A 17,687-nucleotide genomic window follows, 5' to 3' on the forward strand; every position below is an offset into this window, starting at 1 on the left:
CGCCGGAAGCTGCCGATAGGGGATGTCTTGGCTAACAACACATCCCCCCGGCCCCGCAAGAGGGAAGGACCGGTCGATTACCGGTCTGCCCGCCTTGCCTTCCAGCGCTCCCGCGCTGCGATGGCGTTCGCCCTCCTCGGCGTCGCCGCCTTCGGCATCGTGCGCCAGGTCCCGGGCAGTGTTCTCAAGGCTTTGGTCATCGGGTTCGTGGTTGTCGACGCCCTGGTTCGGGCCCACAGCAAAGGTGGCCCGCTGACTCCGCTGGCGGTAGATGCCCTGGCCGCAGGAGCGGTCCTCGGTGTGGGCACCCAGGGTGGCATCGCCTTGGTCGCCTTCGGCGCCTACGCCGTCGCCGCCGCCATCACCTTCACCGGCATCCGCGGCCTCCTCGTCGTCGGCGTGGCGTCGGCGGTCGGTGTCGCCATCCGCTTCGCCATCGGCACCGCAGCGGTGATCACGCCAACGACCACCGCGATCCAGTGGACGGAGGCGTCACTCTGCCTCGGAGCCCTGGCGCTGACCCTCATGGCAGGCACCCGCCGCATGGAGGCGGCCCGTGCCCGCCAGCAGGCGGTGATCAACGCCGAGCGCCGCGCATCGGAGATGAAGAACGAGTTCGTGGCCATGGTCACCCACGAACTGCGCACGCCACTCACCACCATCGCCGGGTTCGCCATGACCATGAAGGACGGATGGCGTGACCTGGACCCAGACGAGGTCGATGAATTCCTGCGCATCGTCGTCGGTGAGGCCGAGCACCTGGGCAACCTCGTGGAAGACGTCCTCGCCATCCCGCGCCTGGAAGCGGGAAACCTGCTGCTCGACGCCACCGACTTCCAACTGCGTCCGGCGGTCTACAAGATCGTCGACCTCCTGTACCCGGCCGGCGGCGAACGGTCGGCTGCGGTGACCATCGGCGGCAACGTCAACGTCTGTGCCGATCCGAACCGGGTCGAGCAGGTGCTGCGCAACCTCCTGGAGAACGCCCGTAAGTACGGTGGCGACCAGGTGAGCATCGAAGCGACACCGACCGGCGACGACTATCAGATCGTCATCGCCGACAACGGCTTCGGTGTCTCGGTGGAGGACCGCGACCGGATCTTCGGAACTTTCGAACAGGCGCGACAGGGACACTCCCGAACCCAGTCGGGATTCGGGCTCGGGTTGGCGGTGGCGAAGCACCTGATCGAGGCGATGGGTGGGCGGATCTGGTACGAGCCGGGATTCCCAGTCGGCGCTCGATTCTGCTTCACCCTCCCACGGGCCGTCGCCGACGCCGAGCCGCAGCCACAAGCGGCGAGCGGCAAGGAGTCGTCCGACGCGTAGGGGTCAGGTGGGTGGCGCCGGAGACCGCCGCAGACCGTCGATCTCGTCGGCGAACGGCGAGGTCACCTCTCGGGGACGGCCCGACATCACCCAGGCGCTCTGAACCGGTCGAGGTGCTGGCACCGACCGCGTCGCGGTCAGCTCCTCCTCGAAGACGGCGAGGGCGGCGAGCACCGCAGCGGCCTCGAGGGAGCCCACCCCACCGTCGAAGTCGAAACTCATGCGCTCACCTCCACGAGCTCGACGAGAGTACCGCCGAACGCATGGGGATGGACGAAGGCGATCCGATGCCCGCCGCCACCGACGCGCGGCTGCTCGTCGACCAGCTCGGCTCCCTGGGAACGGAGGTCGTCGAGAGCCCCGTCGATGTCGGCCACCTGAATCGCCACGTGGTGGAGTCCCTCACCGCGCTTGGCGACGAAGCGCCCGACGGGACCGTCAGGCGAGAGCGGCATCAGGAGCTGAAGATACGAGCCGCCCAGCGGGATCATGGCCTCCTCGACATCCTGACTCTGCACAATCTCGCGATACAGCGGTTCCACGCCAAAGAAGGCGCGAAACCGCTCGATCGCCGCATCGAGATCTCGCACAGCAATTGCGGTGTGGTGCAGATTGAGAGGGAGCATGGGGAAAGGAGGCTACCGGCTACCGGCTACCGGCTGCCCGGATGACGGGTGACGGGTGACGGGCAACAGGCAACAGGCAACAGGTCACGGGAAACTGGCCACCGGCAACCGGTAACGTCTCCTCATGCCCACTGTCATCGCTTCGGCCGTTCGCACACCGATCGGACGCTTTGGGGGAGCCTTCAAGGACATGAGCGCCGTCGACCTCGGCAGCGCTGCCATCGCCGCCGCGCTGGACCGCTCCGGGGTGGATCCGGCACGGCTCGACGAGGTCCTGTTCGGACACGTCCTCCAGGCCGGTGCGGGTCAGATCACCTCGCGTCAGGCAGCGGTCGGCGCCGGGGTTCCGATGACCGTGCCCGCCACGACCATCAACAAGGTGTGCCTGAGCGGCATGTCGGCGATCGCCATCGCCGATCGCGCCATCCGACTCGGCGAGGCATCCCTCGCCGTCGCCGGCGGGATGGAGTCGATGAGTACTGCCCCATATGTGCTGCCGACCGCCCGGTGGGGAGCCCGCATGGGTGACACCACCCTCGTCGACGTGATGACCCACGACGGCCTGTGGTGTGCCTTCGACAAATGCACCATGGGCGAGTCGTCCGACCTCCGCAACGCTACCCTCGGCATCGGGCGCGAGGAGCAGGACGAGTGGTCGGCGGCCAGCCACGCCCGGGCCGCCGCCGCCGACACCACCGCCGAGGTCGTCCCGGTTCAGGTCCCCCAGCGCAGGGGCGACCCGGTGACCGTCACCAACGACGAGGGGATCCGCCAGGAGGCCAACCTCACCTCGCTGAGCGCCCTCCGGCCGGCCTTCGCCCCCGACGGCTCCATCACGGCCGGCAACGCCTCACAGATCTCCGACGGGGCCGCGGCTCTGGTACTCGCCGACGCCGATGCGGCCGCCGCCGCCGATCTCCCGATACTGGCCAGGGTGATTGCGTACGGTCAGGTGGCGGGCCCGGACGCGACCCTGCACGAGCGACCTGCCGAGGCGATCCAGGTGGCGCTCAAGAGGGCGGGGATGGCGGTCTCGGACCTCGATCTCGTCGAGATCAACGAGGCGTTCGCCGCCGTCGCTCTATGGTCGACGCGCCTGCTTGGGCTCGACCACGACCGGGTCAACGTCCACGGAGGTGCCGTCGCTCTCGGCCATCCGCTCGGAGCGACCGGCGCCCGCATCGTGGTCACGCTCATCAACGCATTGCGCCTCAGAGGTGGCGGCGTCGGCGTCGCCGCGCTGTGCGGTGGCGGGGGCCAGGGCGATGCGCTCGTGGTCGAGGTCGCCGGATGACCGATCTCCCCGCCGACAGGAATCTCGCCCTCGATCTGGCCAGGGTCACCGAGGCCGCGGCGATGGCCTCTGCCCGGTACCAGGGGCGCGGCGACAAGGAGCGGGTCGACCAGGCTGCCGTCGACGCAATGCGCGCCGTCCTCGAGACCGTCGACATGGACGGTGTGGTCGTCATCGGCGAGGGTGAGAAGGACCACGCCCCGATGCTCTACAACGGCGAGCGAATCGGCAACGGAAACCCACCGCAGGTGGACATCGCCGTCGACCCGGTGGACGGCACCGAACTCACCGCCAACGGCGGACCGGGGGCACTGGCAGTGATGGCACTGGCCGAGCGCGGAACGATGTATGCCCCGGGACAACTCGTATACATGGACAAGATCGCGGTAGGTGAGGAAGCCAGGGGGTCCATCGACCTCGAGGCACCGGTCGAGGAGAACCTGCGAAGCATCGCCCGGGCACTCGGGAAGGACGTCGACGACCTGACCGCCATCATCCTCGACCGGCCTCGCAACGAACGGCACATCGCGGCCGTCCGTGCCGCCGGGGCACGCATCCGGCTGATCCCGGACGGAGACATCTCCGCGGCTACCGCCACTGCCTTCCCCGAGTCGGGGATCGACGTGCTCCTCGGCATCGGCGGATCCCCCGAGGCAGTCATCGCCGCTTGCGCGCTCGTGTGCATGGGGGGCGAGATGCAGTGCCGGCTGTGGCCCCGGGACGACTCGGAGCGTCGCTACGCCGCCGAGGCCGGGCTCGACCTCGATGAGATCATCGACCTGCGGGGCCTCGTGTCGGGAGAGGACGTGTTCTTCGCCGCCACCGGCGTCACCGATGGCGAACTCCTCGACGGCGTTCGTTACACCCCGGGGGGTGCCCGCACGCACAGTGTGGTGATGCGGTCGAAGACGGGGACGATCCGCTTCATGGAGGCAGAGCACCGTTTCGATCGGCTCGGCGAGGTGACCAGCGCCTACGAGCCGATCATCGACTCGATCCAGTCGTCGTAGCGCGGGGCCACCTCTCCCCAGTCGAACCGGCCGGTGATCGCGCGCAGCCCCTCGGCGACGCGTCGGGTGCCTTCGATGTCCTCCACCGCCGCCCTCAAGAGCTCGACGGCGTGAGCGGGCCCCCGATACAACGCGCGGTCATGGAGTTCGATCGGGACGCGCTCGGGGTACACCAGGCGGTCGGGGAGCACCGGGAAGGCCCCGGCATGCATCGCCTCGACCACCGACACCCCGAAGAACTCCTGATGGGCCGTGCTGACCACGATGTCGGCGGTGACGAGCAGCCGGTCGTACTCGTCGCGGGTGAGGAACCGGTCGACGACGACCCGATCGCCGAGTCGGTCGATGAGTGGGCGGTACTCGTCGCCCTGGCCGACGAACCGTTCGCCGGCGAGCGCCACGCGATAGTCGACGCTCTCTGCAAGATCGAGACACAGGTCGAGGAACGCCTCGGGAGCCTTGTCGGGGTCCCAGCGGTGGTTCCACACCAGCAGTGGCGGCGACCCGTGGTCCGGACGGTGGGAGTCGAGCCGCCTCAGGTCGATTCCCACCGGGAGCACCTCCGACCTGGCTGCCACCGATTCGATGAGGTGATGCTGGCGTCGGTCGGGGAAGGAGTTGAGGAACCCGGGCAGGGCGGCGAACAGCGAGTCCCGGTGGAACGCCGAGTTGAAGGCCACCCGATCGGCAGCGAGCAGCGAAGTCCAGGCGATCAACCCGAGTCGCTGCTCCGTGGTGGTCCGACCGCTCGTCGGGTAGGTGATCTGGTTCTCGTGCAGGTAGAGCCCGCACGGCGCATCGACCTGGCGGCGAACCAGCCCGAGGAGCCCGGCCACGTCGGTCATCGAGGTGGCGAGGATCGCGTCCGGCGCCCCGTGCTCGGCGATGTGATCGACCACGGCCTCGGCGAGGGTGGGCGCCGAGCCACTCAGCCGCCACTTCCAGAACTGCCCCTCGTGACTGACGATGTGCACCCGGTGGCGAGAGGCGGCGGCATAGCCCGACGCCCACTGGGCGTGCGATCCCGAGTGATACGGAGAGACGAGCAGGACCGAACGGCCCGACGACTCGGTCACATCTCGCGACGACCGCTGAGTGCCCTTCCGAGTGTGATCTCGTCGGCGTAGTCGAGGTCGCCGCCGACGGGAAGGCCGGCGGCGAGCCGGGTCACCAGGACACCGAGCGGCTTGAGCAGCTTGGCCAGGTAGAGGGCGGTGGTGTCACCCTCCACGGTCGGATTGGTGGCGACGATCACCTCCTTGACCTCCTCCTGCTCGATCCGTGCCACCAACTCGCGGACCTTGAGCTGCTCGGGACCAACGCCCTCGATCGGCGAGATAGCGCCGCCGAGGACGTGATACCGACCCCGGAACTCCTGGGTGCGCTCCACGACGACAATGTCCTGGGCGCGCTCGACGACGCATATTCCGGAGGTGTCGCGACGCGGGTCACGACAGATGGTGCACTCCTCGACGTCGGTGACGTTGAAGCATCGGGAGCACGGCCGCACCGTCTCTCGCATCGAGACGACCGCTTCGGCGAGGCGGCGAGCGTCGGCCTCCTCCGTATTGAGGAGATGGAAGGCGAGCCGCTGCGCCGACCGCTGGCCGATGCCGGGTAGTCGCGCCAGCTCGTCGATGAGTCGCTGCACCGGAGCCTCGAACATTCCGGTCAGGGTACTTCAGAGCCAATAGCTCAGAGCAGACATAAGTACTTGGTATTTGGTACTTGGACACCGCGCGGATCAGGGCCGGCCCGTTCTGACTCTCCTCCCCCGCAGGGGGAGGTGGCAGCGGCCGGAGGCCGATGACGGAGGGGGAGGCCAAACGCGTCGCGAGGCCCACGTAGGACCACCCTCCCCCCTCCCCTCCGGTCGCTGCGCTCCCTACGGGACTCCCCCCTTCGGGGGGAGAAAGTTTTCCCGCCCATACCCACCCGCACTCGCGCCGGCTACCAAATACCAAGTACGGCGCCGGAGGCGCCTGCTACTACTCGACCACTTCGCCGCCGAGGAGGTCGAGCACTAAGGCCGTGGGGTCGATGGCTCCTTCATCGGACTCCACGAGGTCGCCTTTGTCGGGGGCCCGCTCCTCGACCGTCGGTACGACCGGTGCCGCTGCCGGGGCATTGCCATCGGCCTCGTAGGTGAACCCCACCTTGCCACCGGCGACCTCGGCGAGCGCGGCGGTCACGACATCGGCAAGGCCACGGTCCTCGATCAGCTGGTCACGATGGAACGGGCCGGGCACCGTGATCACGAGCTTCGAGCCGTCCACTCGCACGGGCCTGGCGTCGCGAAAGACGGCGAAGCGCCGCGGCCCCGCCGCCTCCCGCACCCGGGTGACCACCATCGGCCACTTCTCGATGAACGCGGCCAGGTCCAGATCCGTCGCCGGTGCCGCCTCGGGCTCGGCAGACGGCGCCGCGTCGACCAGGTCTTCAGCGGCCTCGGACCCGTCATCGTCCGCGGCGACTTCCGAGACCTCGGCCTCCGCGGGACTCGCAATCGGCTCAGCGTCGGACCCGGACACAGCCGCTGCGGAGGGCTTGGGTCGGTCCGGTTGCACCGTCGGCGGAACACCGCGCTTCACTCTCTCCTCGAGACGGTCCAGTCTGCTGATCAAGGACGGAACGTCAGGGGACGTCTCCGGACGGCTCATCTTGAGGAGAGTGAGTTCGACGATCAGGCGTTCCTCACGGCCGTCGCGCAGATCCGACAGGGCGGCGCCGAGCAGGTCGATGCAGCGGAGCACGTCGGCGGCACCGACCTTCGTAGACAGCGATCGCCACTCGGCGACGACGTCGGCAGGCTCGTCGACGATCTCCTCGACGTTCGGGGCGTACTGGACCAGGAAGAGCCCCCGGAACTGCTCGAGCAGCTCGGCGGTGAATCTCCGCAGGTCCGCACCCACCGAGGCGACCTCCGACACGAGGGTCAGCGCGGCCGCCGCGTCCTGAGCCGCCACCGCGGCCACGACGCGACCGAACACCTCCGAGTCGGCGAGACCCAGCGCTCGTGCCACCTTCTTCGGCGCGACCGCGCCCTCGCCCATGGCGGCTACCTGCTCCAGCAGGCTCAACGCATCTCGGGCGCTGCCCGTGGCATGACGAACGATCAGGGCGAGACCGTCCGTGGACGCCTCTATCCCCTCGGCGCCGGCGACTGCCGCCAGATGGGTGACCAGCGCCTCCGACCCGATGGCGTGGAAGTCGAACCGCTGTGCTCGGCTCCGAATCGTGTCGGGGAGCTTGTACGGCTCGGTGGTGGCCAGGACGAAGTGGGCGTGCTCGGGCGGCTCCTCGAGTGTCTTGAGCAGCGCGTTCGACGCGGCTCGCGACAGCATGTGCGCCTCGTCCAGGATGTAGACCCGTCGCGCCCCCCCGACACTCGCCACAGTGCCGACGTTGACCCGGATCTCGCGTACGTCCTCGACCTTGTTGTGTGAGGCCGCGTCGAGCTCGACCACATCCATCGACGTGCCGGCGGTGATGCTCACGCAGGAGTTGCACACGTTGCAGGGCTCACCGCCGGGCTGGAGATCGGCACAGTTGATCGCCTTGGCGAGGATGCGGGCCGTCGTCGTCTTCCCGGTGCCCCGCGGCCCAGCGAACAGGTAGGCGTGGGCGACCTTGCCGGCGATGACCTCCCCGGCGAGCGTCTCGGTGACGTGAGCCTGGCCGACGACCTCGGAGAAGAGCTGGGGTCGGTACTTGCGGTACAACGCCTGATAGTCGCTCACGGCGCTGAGGGTACAGCGGGCAGGCGACAGACGGCAGACAGCAGAGCAAGCTCAACGCTCAACGCTGAACGCCAGAGGGCTGCCGGCTACCGGCTACCGGCTGCCTGGGTAGTACCATCTGGCTCGTGCCTTCCGGCACATTCCCCTTTAGGAGAACACACATATGCGGATGAGAAACCTGTTGGCCGTCGCGGCCATGGTCTCGCTCATCGCCGCCGCCTGTGGCGACGACGAGGGCACGACCACCACCGCGGCCGCCGACCTGACACAGACGGCGGGGGTGCTGACCGTAGGGTCGGACATCCCCTGGGAACCCTTCGAGTTCTATGGCGACGACGGCGAGCTGACCGGCTTCGACGTCGAGCTGATCGAGGAGATCGCCAGCCGCCTCGACCTCGAGGTCGAGTGGGTGGAGACCGCCTTCGACACGATCTTCACCCAGCTGGCCACCGGTACGTTCGACGTCGTCGCCTCCGGCGCGACGATCACTCCGGAGCGTGCCCAGCAGGTGGACTTCACCAACCCCTACTACCGAGCCGAGCAGGCGCTGACCATCAACACCGCGCTCACCCCCGACATCTCGTCGGTGGACGATCTCGGTGAAGGCGACCGGGTGGCGGTGCAGACCGGCACCACCGGTGAGGCGTGGGCCGAGGACAACCTGGCCACGCGCGGCGTGGAAGTCGTCTCCTACGAGGAGGCAGCCGACACCTACATCGCCCTCGAGGGCGGTCAGGTGCAGGGTGTGATCTTCGACGAGCCCTCGGCTGCAGCCGAGACGGCCAACCGTCCGACGCTGGCCATCGCCGATGTCATCTCCACCAACGAGGAGTATGGCTTCGGTGTCGATCCGGCCCGGAATGCTCTGCTCGAGGCGATGAACCAGGCGTTTGCCGACATGCTCGCCGACGGCACCTATCAGGCCATCTACGACAAGTGGTTCCCCGAGGCCCCAGCAGGAAGCGTCCTGTACAGCGGCTGAGTGAGCCGACAGAGATGACGTGGAGGGTCGCCATGGGGCGGCCCTCCACTCCGTTGCGGACCGGATGATCACCTTTCGCGACCCTCATCGGCGGCCGGACCTAGGTCACAGCACACCGCTAAGATCGGCACCGGCCTTAATAGCCATACACAACTAGGGAGTTAAAAACAATGCGACGACTGCGAACAACGTTCGCCTTGGTCATTGCGTTCGCGCTCGTAGCCGCCGCCTGCGGCGACGACACGGGCGGTACGACCACGACGGGGGCGCCCGGCACGACCGCAGCGCCCGCCACCACCACCACTGAAGGCGATCCGGATCCACGGGCGGGTTGGCCCGACTCGCTGATCTTCGGCTTCGTGCCTTCTCGTGAGGCGGAGGAGCTCCAGGACAACGTCGACGTGCTCGCCGGCATCCTGGCCGACGCCCTCGACATGGAAGTGTCGGGCATCGTCACCTCGGACTACACCGCTCTCGGTGTCGCCCTGGGTACCGGTGAGGCACAGATCGGTGCGTTCGCGCCCGCCAACTACGTGCTGGCGAGCCGGATCTACCCGAACATCGAGCTGCTGGCGCAGTCCGTGCGCTTCGGTTCGGCCACCTACCACGCCCAGTACTTCACCAACGATGCGGCTGTCTGCGGTGCAGACACTCCGCCCATCGAGGGTGCGTACGGGTACGACGGGTTCGGCAACGTGGTCGCGGCAGGTCCGACCGACACGCCTGCGCTGCAGGTCGGTTGGAATGGTGACGGCACCCGGGACGAGAGCGTCTCGGCTGGCCTCATCTGCCCGTCGCCGGTCGATGTCAGCGTGATCGCTGGCGGAAACATGGCGTTCGGTACTGAGACCTCGACCTCGGGATACATCTTCCCGGTGCTCGAGCTCGAGGATGCTGGCCTGGAACAGGACGTCGACTACGAGTCGTTCTACTCGGGCAGCCACGACAACTCGGTGCTGGCTGTCTACAGCGGTGACGCCGACTTCGGTGTCTCGTTCGACGACGCCCGCCGCAACGTGCGCCAGGCAAACCCGGACGTGGGTGAGAAGGTGATCGTGTTCAACATCTCGGCACCGATCTCAAACGACGTCATCGCCGTGGATGCCGCTCTTCCGGCCAGCCTGAAGGATGCCATCTACAAGGCGATCGCCGACGTGTTCGAGACCGAGGAGGGCCTGGCCCTCATGGACGCCATCTACTCGTGGACGGACGTTCGCCGTGCCGATGCGTCGACCGTGGCTTCGTTCGTGCTCATCGAGGCAGCCATCGACCGGCTCGGCTTCGGTTCGTAACCGACACCGAACAGACCAACCGAGTGAAGCCGCCCGTGAGGGCGGCTTCACTCGGTTGTGGAGCGCCACGGCCTCCCTGTGTTCTGCCATGCGACGCCATCGGTCGACTCACTAGGCTCGCCCTCGCCCGACCAGGAGAGACGAGCCACCGATGATCGAGTTCACCAACGTCGAGGTCACCTACCCCGGTGGGCTCAAAGCCCTCAAGGACGTGAGCGTCACCATCGACAGCGGCGAACTCGTCGTGATCGTCGGTCTGTCCGGCGCCGGCAAGTCGACCTTCCTGAGGGCCATCAACGGTTTCGTCCCGATCACCAACGGTTCCGTCAGGGTCAACGGGGTCGAGGTGCGCGGCGCCAGGAGCAGCGCCCTTCGGGAGTTGCGCTCCGAGATCGGCATGATTTACCAGACGTTCAACCTGGTGAACCGAACCACCGTGATCAACAACGTCCTCATGGGACGCCTGGCCAAGGTTGGTTTCATGCGGGCCATGCTCGGCCTGTGGCCCGCCGCCGACAAGGAGCTCGCCCTCCAGGCTCTCGAACGGGTCGACATCATCGAGAAGGCGTACGTGCGGGCCAGCAATCTCTCCGGAGGCCAGCAGCAGCGGGTCGGAATCGCCCGGGCGCTCGCTCAGGCGCCCAAGGTGGTGCTGGCCGACGAGCCGGTGGCGAGCCTCGACCCGGTGACCTCCCACACCGTGATGCAAGACCTTCGCCGGATCAACCGCGACCTCGGTATCACCACGATCATCAACCTCCACTTCCTCGACCTCGCCCGCCAGTATGGCAAGCGCCTAATCGGGCTGCGTGACGGTGAGCTGGTTTACGACGGCGACATCGCCGATGTGACCGAGACGACATTCCGCGACATCTACGGGCGATCGGTCACCCCCGACGATCTGCTGGAAGGCGCCGACCTGTGACCGTGGAGGGGGCGGTCGCGCAGGCGCGCCCCGAGGCTCCACGGCGGGCCTCATCGATGGCCCTCTCTCTCGTCGTGGCCACCACAGCCCTCCTCGTGGGAAGCCTCTCGGGCTTCGTGGCGTACGGCATCGCCTGGGGGCTGATCGCGGCCGCTGGCCTCCTCCTCGCCCTCAGCATGGGAGGAGTCGAGACCGACCTGGCCCAGCGCGTCGTGCTGGCGGCTGGATTTATGGCCTCCACCGTCGCCGCGACCAGGGTCCTTCCCGATACCCCCGAGACGATCGATGTTCTCCTGTGCCTTCAGTTCGCCGCCGCCTGGATACCGGCGGGCATCGCCTGCGCATGGGTGGCCAGACGCCATGGAGCACGGCCGGCGTCGTCGATGAACACGGTGCTCGTCTGGATCCTGGGCGGTGCCTTCGCCATCCCGGCCGCTCAGACCCTTGGTGTGCTCAGGCCGATCGACTCGCTGCGGCGAGGCCTGGAACCGGAGTTCGGACGCGGCGACTACGCCATCATCGCCCTCGTCGTCGCCGCCGTGGGTCTGGCCGCCTTCCTCGCCGCGGTGACCCACCTTCCCGGTCTGGCCACCGGGAGCGCCGTCATCCTGTTCACGGCGTTCGCCGGTGCCAGCGTGGGATTCACCATCCCCGGCCTCATCGCCAAGATCGCCAACATCGTCAACCTGCCGAACTTCTGGCCCCCCGACTTCGGATGGGCGATCGGTGAGGGTTCCTGGTGGTGGTTGCCGTCGTGGGAGTTCGGGGCTCCCCTCCGGGAGAATCCGATCATCGAAACCCTCCGCATCGGCATCACGGCCACGGTGGTCGGGTGCCTCGCCGCATTGCCCGTGGCCTTCATGGCATCGACACTGACCTCGCCCAACAAGACCACCTACTTGGTCGACAAGGGGTTCATGAATGTCACCAGGACCATCCCCGACCTGTTCTGGGCGGCGATCTTCGTGGCCTCGGTCGGAGCCGGTGCGTTCGCCGGCACCCTCGCTCTCACCATCTTCTGCATGGCGATCATGGCGAAGTTGCTCTCCGAGACCATCGACGCCGCCAGTCCGGGACCCCTCGAGGCGGCGAAGGCCGCAGGCTCCCGCCACTTCCCGGCGGTCCGCACCGCAGTACTGCCCCAGGTCCTCCCCAACTACGTCGCCTACTCGCTCTACATCTTCGAACTGAGCATCCGGGCCTCGTTCGTGATCGGACTCGTCGGCGGCGGCGGTATCGGCCGCGTCCTCGAAGCCCAACGGGTCTTCTACAAGTTCGACCGCATCCTCGCCATCGTCATCGTGATCGGCATCGTCGTGTTCATCCTCGAGCAGATCAGCGTCGCCCTGCGGAGGCGCCTCGTATGAACCTCGAGACCCACGAAGCCATGGCGAGCGGCGCGTTGCGTCCCAGGGAGCCTCGCGGCCCCAAGATCTTTCGGTGGGTGATCGGCATCGCCATCGTGGTGCCATTCCTGTGGTCGGCGGCCGGACTCAACGTGTCGATCGATCGCCTGCTGTCCGCCCCGGCCGACATCTGGAACATCGTCCACCGCATGTTCCCCCCGGACCTGAGTCCCGAGACGGTCCAGCGCGCCCTGCCGAAGGTCATGGAGTCGCTGTTCATCGCCTGGGTCGGGACGATGATGGCGGCCGTGATCTCGCTCCCGCTGTCCTTCCTCGCGGCAAGGAATGTGACGTCGCGGACCACCAGCGCCATCGTCCGACAGATCTTCATCATGATCAGGTCGGTCCCCGAGGTCCTCCTGGCGATGGTCCTCATCCCGGTGACCGGTCTGGGAGCGTGGACCGGAACTCTCGCCATCGGCCTGCACTCCATCGGCACCCTTGGAAAGCTCTCGTCAGAAGTCGTAGAAGGCATCGAGCCCGGACCGGTGGAGGCCGTCGCAGGAGTCGGCGGCACCAAACTCGCTCAGGTCAGGTTCGGCATCGTGCCTCAGGTGATGCCGGCGATCATGGCCTACTGGCTCTATCGCTTCGAGATCAACATCCGCGCCTCAGCAGTCCTCGGCGTCGTCGGGGCCGGCGGAATCGGGCTCGAGTTGGTGAACCAGCTGGCCTTCCACAACTACGCCCGGGTGGGCACCGTCCTGCTCCTCACCATCGTCGTGGTTCTGGTGATCGACACCATCTCGGCGAAACTGCGCCGCCGCATCATCACCGGCGAGCGTGAGCCGGGTCCCGTGGCGATGTTCCTCGGCGCCGGTCGTACCCAGCGGCTGGCGATGATCACCTTTGCGGTTCTGGCGACCTGGTTCATCGTGTTCATGCTCATCCAGATGCAGAGCACCCCGGCCTAGGTTCGAGTGAGGCCGGCCACCCGATAGGCTCGACATGGCCGTCGCGACTGGGAACTGGTGAATGGTGACCGGTGATTCGAAACTGATCCGCCGCACCCGTACCGACATCGAGGCGTGGGAGGCGACGAACCTCTCCCCCGCCGCCACCCGAGCCGCCGACTCCCGGGGCAGGGCGGAACCAGAGCCTCTCGACCCGGTGCGCACGGTGTTCCAGCGCGACCGGGATCGCATCCTGCACTCGAAGGCCTTCCGGCGCCTGAAGCACAAGACCCAGGTGTTCATGAACCCCGACGGTGACCACTTCGTCACCCGGCTCACCCACACCCTCCAGGTCACGCAGATCGGGCGCTCCCTGGCCGTGGGACTCGGCCTCAACGAAGCCCTCACCGAGGCCATCTGTCTCGGTCACGATGTCGGCCACTCCCCGTTCGGTCATACGGGCGAGGACGCGCTCACCCCCTACGTCAAGGGCGAGTGGCATCACGCCGCGCAGAGCGTTCGCATCCTCGATCGGCTCGAACCGATCAATCTCACCTGGGAGGTCCGTGACGGGATCCGCGCCCACTCGTGGAAGATCGACCCTCCGCCGGCGACCCAGGAAGGCATGGTGTGTCGATTCGCCGACCGGATCGCCTATCTCACCCACGACGTGGATGACGCCGTCCGGGCCGGCGTGATCGGGTACCACCACCTGCCCGACGGTCCCCGACGGGTGTTCGGTGAGCCCGGATCCGAGTGGATCTCGGTCATGATCGACGCGGTGATCACCGAGTCGGTGGCCCAGGGCACGGTGTCGATGACCGAGCCGGTGCTCGAGGCGATGCACGACATCAGGGCGTTCATGTTCGAACGCGTGTACCTGCGTCCTGAGGCCGAAGCCGAACGGGAACAGGCGATCGAGATCATCCAGAGCCTCGTCGAGCACTACCGCAAGCATCCCGATGCGATCCCCGACAGCTACCGCGACGAGACCGACCCCACGCTCGCCGCCATCGACTACGTGGCCGGGATGACCGACCGGTTCGCCATTCGCGACTTCGAGCGACTCGGCGGCGTGATGAAGACCGACCTGGCCGGCTCGACGCCCTGAGTCGCTGGGCCTCACCTGGCTGCTCGAGATCTTCGACGTGCTCGATGTATCGATTTCCGCCCCGTAGGGGGAGGTGGCTCGGACCGCAGGGCCGAGACGAAGGGGAGGCCAAGCGCGTCGCGAGGCTCTCGGAGCGTCCGGGTCCACGGCGCCCGCCTACCGGTTTCCTCCCCAACCGCCGCGAAGGCGCCGGGCAACGGACCACGTCGCCGTCACGGCGAGGACGACGCCCACGGGCGCCATCGAAGCCATCCCGACAGGTCCGCGCCACACCACGGCGATCACACACGCCGTGCCAGCCCAACCGGTGGCCGCCCGTACCCGCCTGGTGTCGATCGGAACGGGCCGACGATCCGCGGTGGACTCGACCCGAACGAGTAGCGCTGCGCTGGTGGAAAGAGCCACGGCCACCAGCCACCAACCCGAGTGGGCGGTCCATGCCTCCGGCAGACCAAGCGTGCCCGCTGCCCGGGCCGCGGCGAGGGAAACGGCCGTCGCCAGGCCGGCACCTACGAGCACGGTGCGACGGCTCCTCGCGTCGAACACCGTCGATGAGGCGATGGCAACGAGGGCCAGCAGCGCCAGCGCCAGGCCCCCCTCGCTGGTGCTCGCCCAGATGGTGAAGGCGCCGACCACGATCATGTCGACGGCGTAGGGGGCGGCCCCGGTCGTGCCGGCCACCACTCGGACTGCCAACAGCCACACGGCAACCACGGCGAGGGATGGCGATCCGAAGACGGTCGCCCACGGCGCTGCGACCGCGGCCAGCGATGCTGCCACCGGATGATCGGGATTCAGCTCCCGGGTCACCGCCCAGGCGAGGAACGACGATCCTCCCGCAGCGATCCCGGCCCGGACGGCATCGGCCAGGCCGCCGCCGGTGAGAAGGCTCCCGATGCCGGCTACCGACCCGGCCGCCAGGGGAAGGGCGATCGACAGCCGGTTCGACAGAAGCCGAAAGTCCATCGGACGGCCCAGCCCACTGCGGAGTGACCTGTGGGGCCGGGGGGCACGCTCGCTCATCCGACGACCATAGGCGTCAGGTGTCGCGATCCTCGGCGGTGTCGAGTTCTTCGGTGGTCAGACGGGCCTGAGTCAGCCAGGCGCTCAGGTCGGTGAACGGCATCGGTCGGGCCAGGTAGTAGCCCTGAACCAGGTCGCATCCGGCGTATCGGAGTTGATCCCAGGTAGCGCGATCCTCGACCCCCTCGGCGACGACGCGCATGTCAAGGGCATGGACCAGGGCGATCGTGGAACGCACGATCGCCGCCGACCGAGCGTCGGAGCTCATGCCCATGACGAACGAGCGGTCGATCTTGACCTCGTCCACGGGAAGCGACGACAGGTAGGACAGGGACGAGTACCCGGTGCCGAAGTCGTCGATGCTGAGCTCCACGCCCAATTCGTCCAGGCTCTCCAGCACCTGGCGCGCCTTGGCAGAGTCAGCCATCATCGTCGACTCGGTCACCTCGAGGATCACGGCGCTCGGGTCGATGCCGCTCTCCCCGATGATCTCGGCGAGCATCCCGGGAAAGGCCGAGTCATTCAGCGACGACGGGGCGATGTTCACCGCGATCGACAACCCGTCGCGATCCGCCCCGAGGCGGACGCCGTCGGCGAGTGCGGTGCGGAGAACCAACTCGGTGAGCGGACGGATCAAGCCGGTGCGCTCGGCGAGTCCGATGAACTCGTCGGGCGGGATCGAACCGTGGCGAGCGTGCGTCCACCGCGCCAGCGCCTCGAAGCCCGTCACCCTGCCATCGGCCAGATCCGCCTTCGGCTGATAGTGGACGCCGAGACCACCGCTGTCGATGGCGGCGCGGAGTTCTGCCGCCAGCGCCAGACGACGCGTGCTGTACCGATCGTGCTGTGTGTCGTACACCTCGATGGCGGCGACCGTCCGCTTGGCCTCGTACATCGCCACCTCGGCGCGACGCAGCAGCGCCGTGCCCTCGGTTCCGTGTTCCGGTGCCAGCGCGATCCCGATGCTCGCCGTCACCTGAAGGGTCAGCCCTTCGGTGATCAGCGGTCGCTGAACGGCATCGGCGAAACGACGCGCTTCGGCGGCCGCTCCGGTGAACCCGTCGACGCCACGAATGACCACTCCGAACTCGTCGCCACCAAGACGCGCCACGTGCTCCCCGGGACGCGCCGCCTCGGTGAGCCGGCTCGCCATCTCGCGCAGCACGACATCACCCCGTTGGTGTCCCAGGGTCTCGTTGATCTCCTTGAACAGGTCCAGGTCGATGAGGAGCACGGCGACTGTCTCCGAATTCCCCCTAGCGGTACGGATGGCATCCTCGGTGACGATCGAGAACTGGAGCCGGTTGGGGAGTCCGGTGAGGCCATCGTGGAGCACCTGGTGGTCCTTCTGGCTGATCTCGCGCTGCAGTCGCTCCATGAGCCGCACACGCTCGAAGGCGATGCGCGCCCGCCCCGCCAACTCTCCCAACTGACCGAGGTCTGCGGTCGAGACGGTCCTGCCTTCCGCCAGGCCGACGACGATGGTGGTGTCGCTACCGCCGCCGCCTCGCAGGATCACCAGCATCCCGTCTCGAACGCCGGCCTCGCCGTAGTGAGCGACCACGTCGGCCGGCGCCTCGACGAGTGGGATCGGTATGTCGACACGCTCTGCGCCGCCCAAGGCGGCCAGCAGCCTCGGCGTCGCCGGGCGTCGAGTGGGAGACCCTTCACCTGAACGGCGCGCGGTCGCCGTCGATCCGACCCCGCGCGCCATGACGACCTCGGCCACATCCGCCCCGAATACCTCAAGGCAGGTGTCGATGGTGGCGACGACGAGCTCGTCGGTGGTGTCGGCGATCTCACACACCGCGGCGAATCGATGGGTGACCTCGAGATCGTCGAGCCGGCGAGCAACCGTTCGGTGGGACCGCCATGACCCCCACGCCAGCATGGCGGCTAGGCCGGACAGGACCCCGCCCGCGGCTGCACCGATCGCTCCCCAGGGTCGGAGTGCCAGCAGGGCACCCGCTCCTGCGGCGATCACGACGGCCGTGAACGGCCGACCACGGTTCCAACGACGCTGGTGAGGCATGCCCTGTTCCATCGGCAAAACCTAGCG

At 67.8% G+C, this 17,687-nt stretch carries 16 protein-coding genes; 9 read left to right on the forward strand and 7 right to left on the reverse strand.

Translation table 11 applies throughout. The features are described 5' to 3' along the window. Window positions 1-120: 120 nt before the first annotated feature. A complete protein-coding gene (locus WEA29_00845; protein ID MEX2322308.1) occupies window positions 121-1,326 on the forward strand; it encodes a HAMP domain-containing sensor histidine kinase in 1,206 nt (401 codons plus the stop codon). 3 nt (window positions 1,327-1,329) lie between these two features. Here WEA29_00845 and WEA29_00850 read toward each other — a convergent pair whose 3' ends face one another. After that, entirely contained in the window at window positions 1,330-1,548 is a 219-nt protein-coding gene (locus tag WEA29_00850) for a hypothetical protein (GenBank protein ID MEX2322309.1), read from the reverse strand. Beyond that, a complete protein-coding gene (gene mce, locus WEA29_00855; protein ID MEX2322310.1) occupies window positions 1,545-1,952 on the reverse strand; it encodes a methylmalonyl-CoA epimerase in 408 nt (135 codons plus the stop codon). The genes WEA29_00850 and mce overlap by 4 nt, the downstream gene beginning before the upstream one ends. 124 nt (window positions 1,953-2,076) lie before the next feature. On the opposite strand from mce, the gene WEA29_00860 reads away from it, so the two are divergent. Both WEA29_00860 and glpX read left to right on the forward strand, forming a co-directional pair. After that, complete coding sequence (locus WEA29_00860) at window positions 2,077-3,246, forward strand: acetyl-CoA C-acyltransferase (GenBank protein ID MEX2322311.1); 1,170 nt, start codon at window positions 2,077-2,079, stop codon at window positions 3,244-3,246. Further along, window positions 3,243-4,256 (forward strand): class II fructose-bisphosphatase, encoded by a 1,014-nt coding sequence (gene glpX / locus WEA29_00865; protein ID MEX2322312.1) that lies wholly within the window; start codon window positions 3,243-3,245, stop codon window positions 4,254-4,256. Before WEA29_00860 ends, glpX begins: the two co-directional genes overlap by 4 nt. Here glpX and WEA29_00870 read toward each other — a convergent pair. The 3 genes from WEA29_00870 to dnaX all read right to left on the reverse strand — a co-directional run bounded on the left by WEA29_00870 (window position 4,220) and on the right by dnaX (window position 7,996). Beyond that, window positions 4,220-5,332 carry a DUF3524 domain-containing protein gene (locus tag WEA29_00870; GenBank protein MEX2322313.1) on the reverse strand — a complete coding sequence of 371 codons (1,113 nt, stop codon included), beginning with the start codon at window positions 5,330-5,332 and terminating at the stop codon, window positions 4,220-4,222. The two genes, glpX and WEA29_00870, sit on opposite strands and share 37 nt — an antisense overlap. After that, window positions 5,329-5,922 carry a recombination mediator RecR gene (gene recR / locus WEA29_00875; protein ID MEX2322314.1) on the reverse strand — a complete coding sequence of 198 codons (594 nt, stop codon included), beginning with the start codon at window positions 5,920-5,922 and terminating at the stop codon, window positions 5,329-5,331. Before recR ends, WEA29_00870 begins: the two co-directional genes overlap by 4 nt. Window positions 5,923-6,244: 322 nt before the next feature. Then, window positions 6,245-7,996, reverse strand: a complete 1,752-nt coding sequence (dnaX, locus tag WEA29_00880; GenBank protein ID MEX2322315.1) for a DNA polymerase III subunit gamma/tau — start codon at window positions 7,994-7,996, stop codon at window positions 6,245-6,247. 163 nt (window positions 7,997-8,159) lie between these two features. Between dnaX and WEA29_00885 the strand changes: the two genes are divergently transcribed. From WEA29_00885 to WEA29_00910, 6 genes are all read left to right on the forward strand, one after another. After that, window positions 8,160-8,978 (forward strand): basic amino acid ABC transporter substrate-binding protein, encoded by an 819-nt coding sequence (locus tag WEA29_00885; protein MEX2322316.1) that lies wholly within the window; start codon window positions 8,160-8,162, stop codon window positions 8,976-8,978. 170 nt (window positions 8,979-9,148) lie between these two features. Continuing rightward, window positions 9,149-10,270, forward strand: coding sequence for a PhnD/SsuA/transferrin family substrate-binding protein (locus tag WEA29_00890; GenBank protein ID MEX2322317.1), 1,122 nt, complete (start codon window positions 9,149-9,151; stop codon window positions 10,268-10,270). A gap of 151 nt (window positions 10,271-10,421) precedes the next feature. Beyond that, window positions 10,422-11,195: a phosphonate ABC transporter ATP-binding protein gene (gene phnC / locus WEA29_00895; protein ID MEX2322318.1), complete on the forward strand. Its 774-nt coding sequence runs from the start codon at window positions 10,422-10,424 to the stop codon at window positions 11,193-11,195. Window positions 11,196-11,251: 56 nt separating this feature from the next. Continuing rightward, entirely contained in the window at window positions 11,252-12,562 is a 1,311-nt protein-coding gene (phnE, locus tag WEA29_00900) for a phosphonate ABC transporter, permease protein PhnE (GenBank protein ID MEX2322319.1), read from the forward strand. Continuing rightward, entirely contained in the window at window positions 12,559-13,515 is a 957-nt protein-coding gene (gene phnE / locus WEA29_00905) for a phosphonate ABC transporter, permease protein PhnE (GenBank protein MEX2322320.1), read from the forward strand. The genes phnE (WEA29_00900) and phnE (WEA29_00905) overlap by 4 nt, the downstream gene beginning before the upstream one ends. Before the next feature lie 61 nt (window positions 13,516-13,576). Further along, window positions 13,577-14,605, forward strand: a complete 1,029-nt coding sequence (locus WEA29_00910; GenBank protein MEX2322321.1) for a deoxyguanosinetriphosphate triphosphohydrolase — start codon at window positions 13,577-13,579, stop codon at window positions 14,603-14,605. 156 nt (window positions 14,606-14,761) lie between these two features. On the opposite strand, the gene WEA29_00915 is transcribed toward WEA29_00910, so the two are convergent. Together WEA29_00915 and WEA29_00920 are read right to left on the reverse strand one after the other, a co-directional pair. Further along, window positions 14,762-15,628 carry a hypothetical protein gene (locus tag WEA29_00915; protein MEX2322322.1) on the reverse strand — a complete coding sequence of 289 codons (867 nt, stop codon included), beginning with the start codon at window positions 15,626-15,628 and terminating at the stop codon, window positions 14,762-14,764. Window positions 15,629-15,644: 16 nt separating this feature from the next. Beyond that, window positions 15,645-17,672 carry a bifunctional diguanylate cyclase/phosphodiesterase gene (locus WEA29_00920; protein ID MEX2322323.1) on the reverse strand — a complete coding sequence of 676 codons (2,028 nt, stop codon included), beginning with the start codon at window positions 17,670-17,672 and terminating at the stop codon, window positions 15,645-15,647. Window positions 17,673-17,687: the final 15 nt, after the last annotated feature.

This window comes from Acidimicrobiia bacterium (assembly GCA_040902765.1).
Lineage (GTDB): Bacteria > Actinomycetota > Acidimicrobiia > Spongiisociales > UBA11373 > DATKBG01.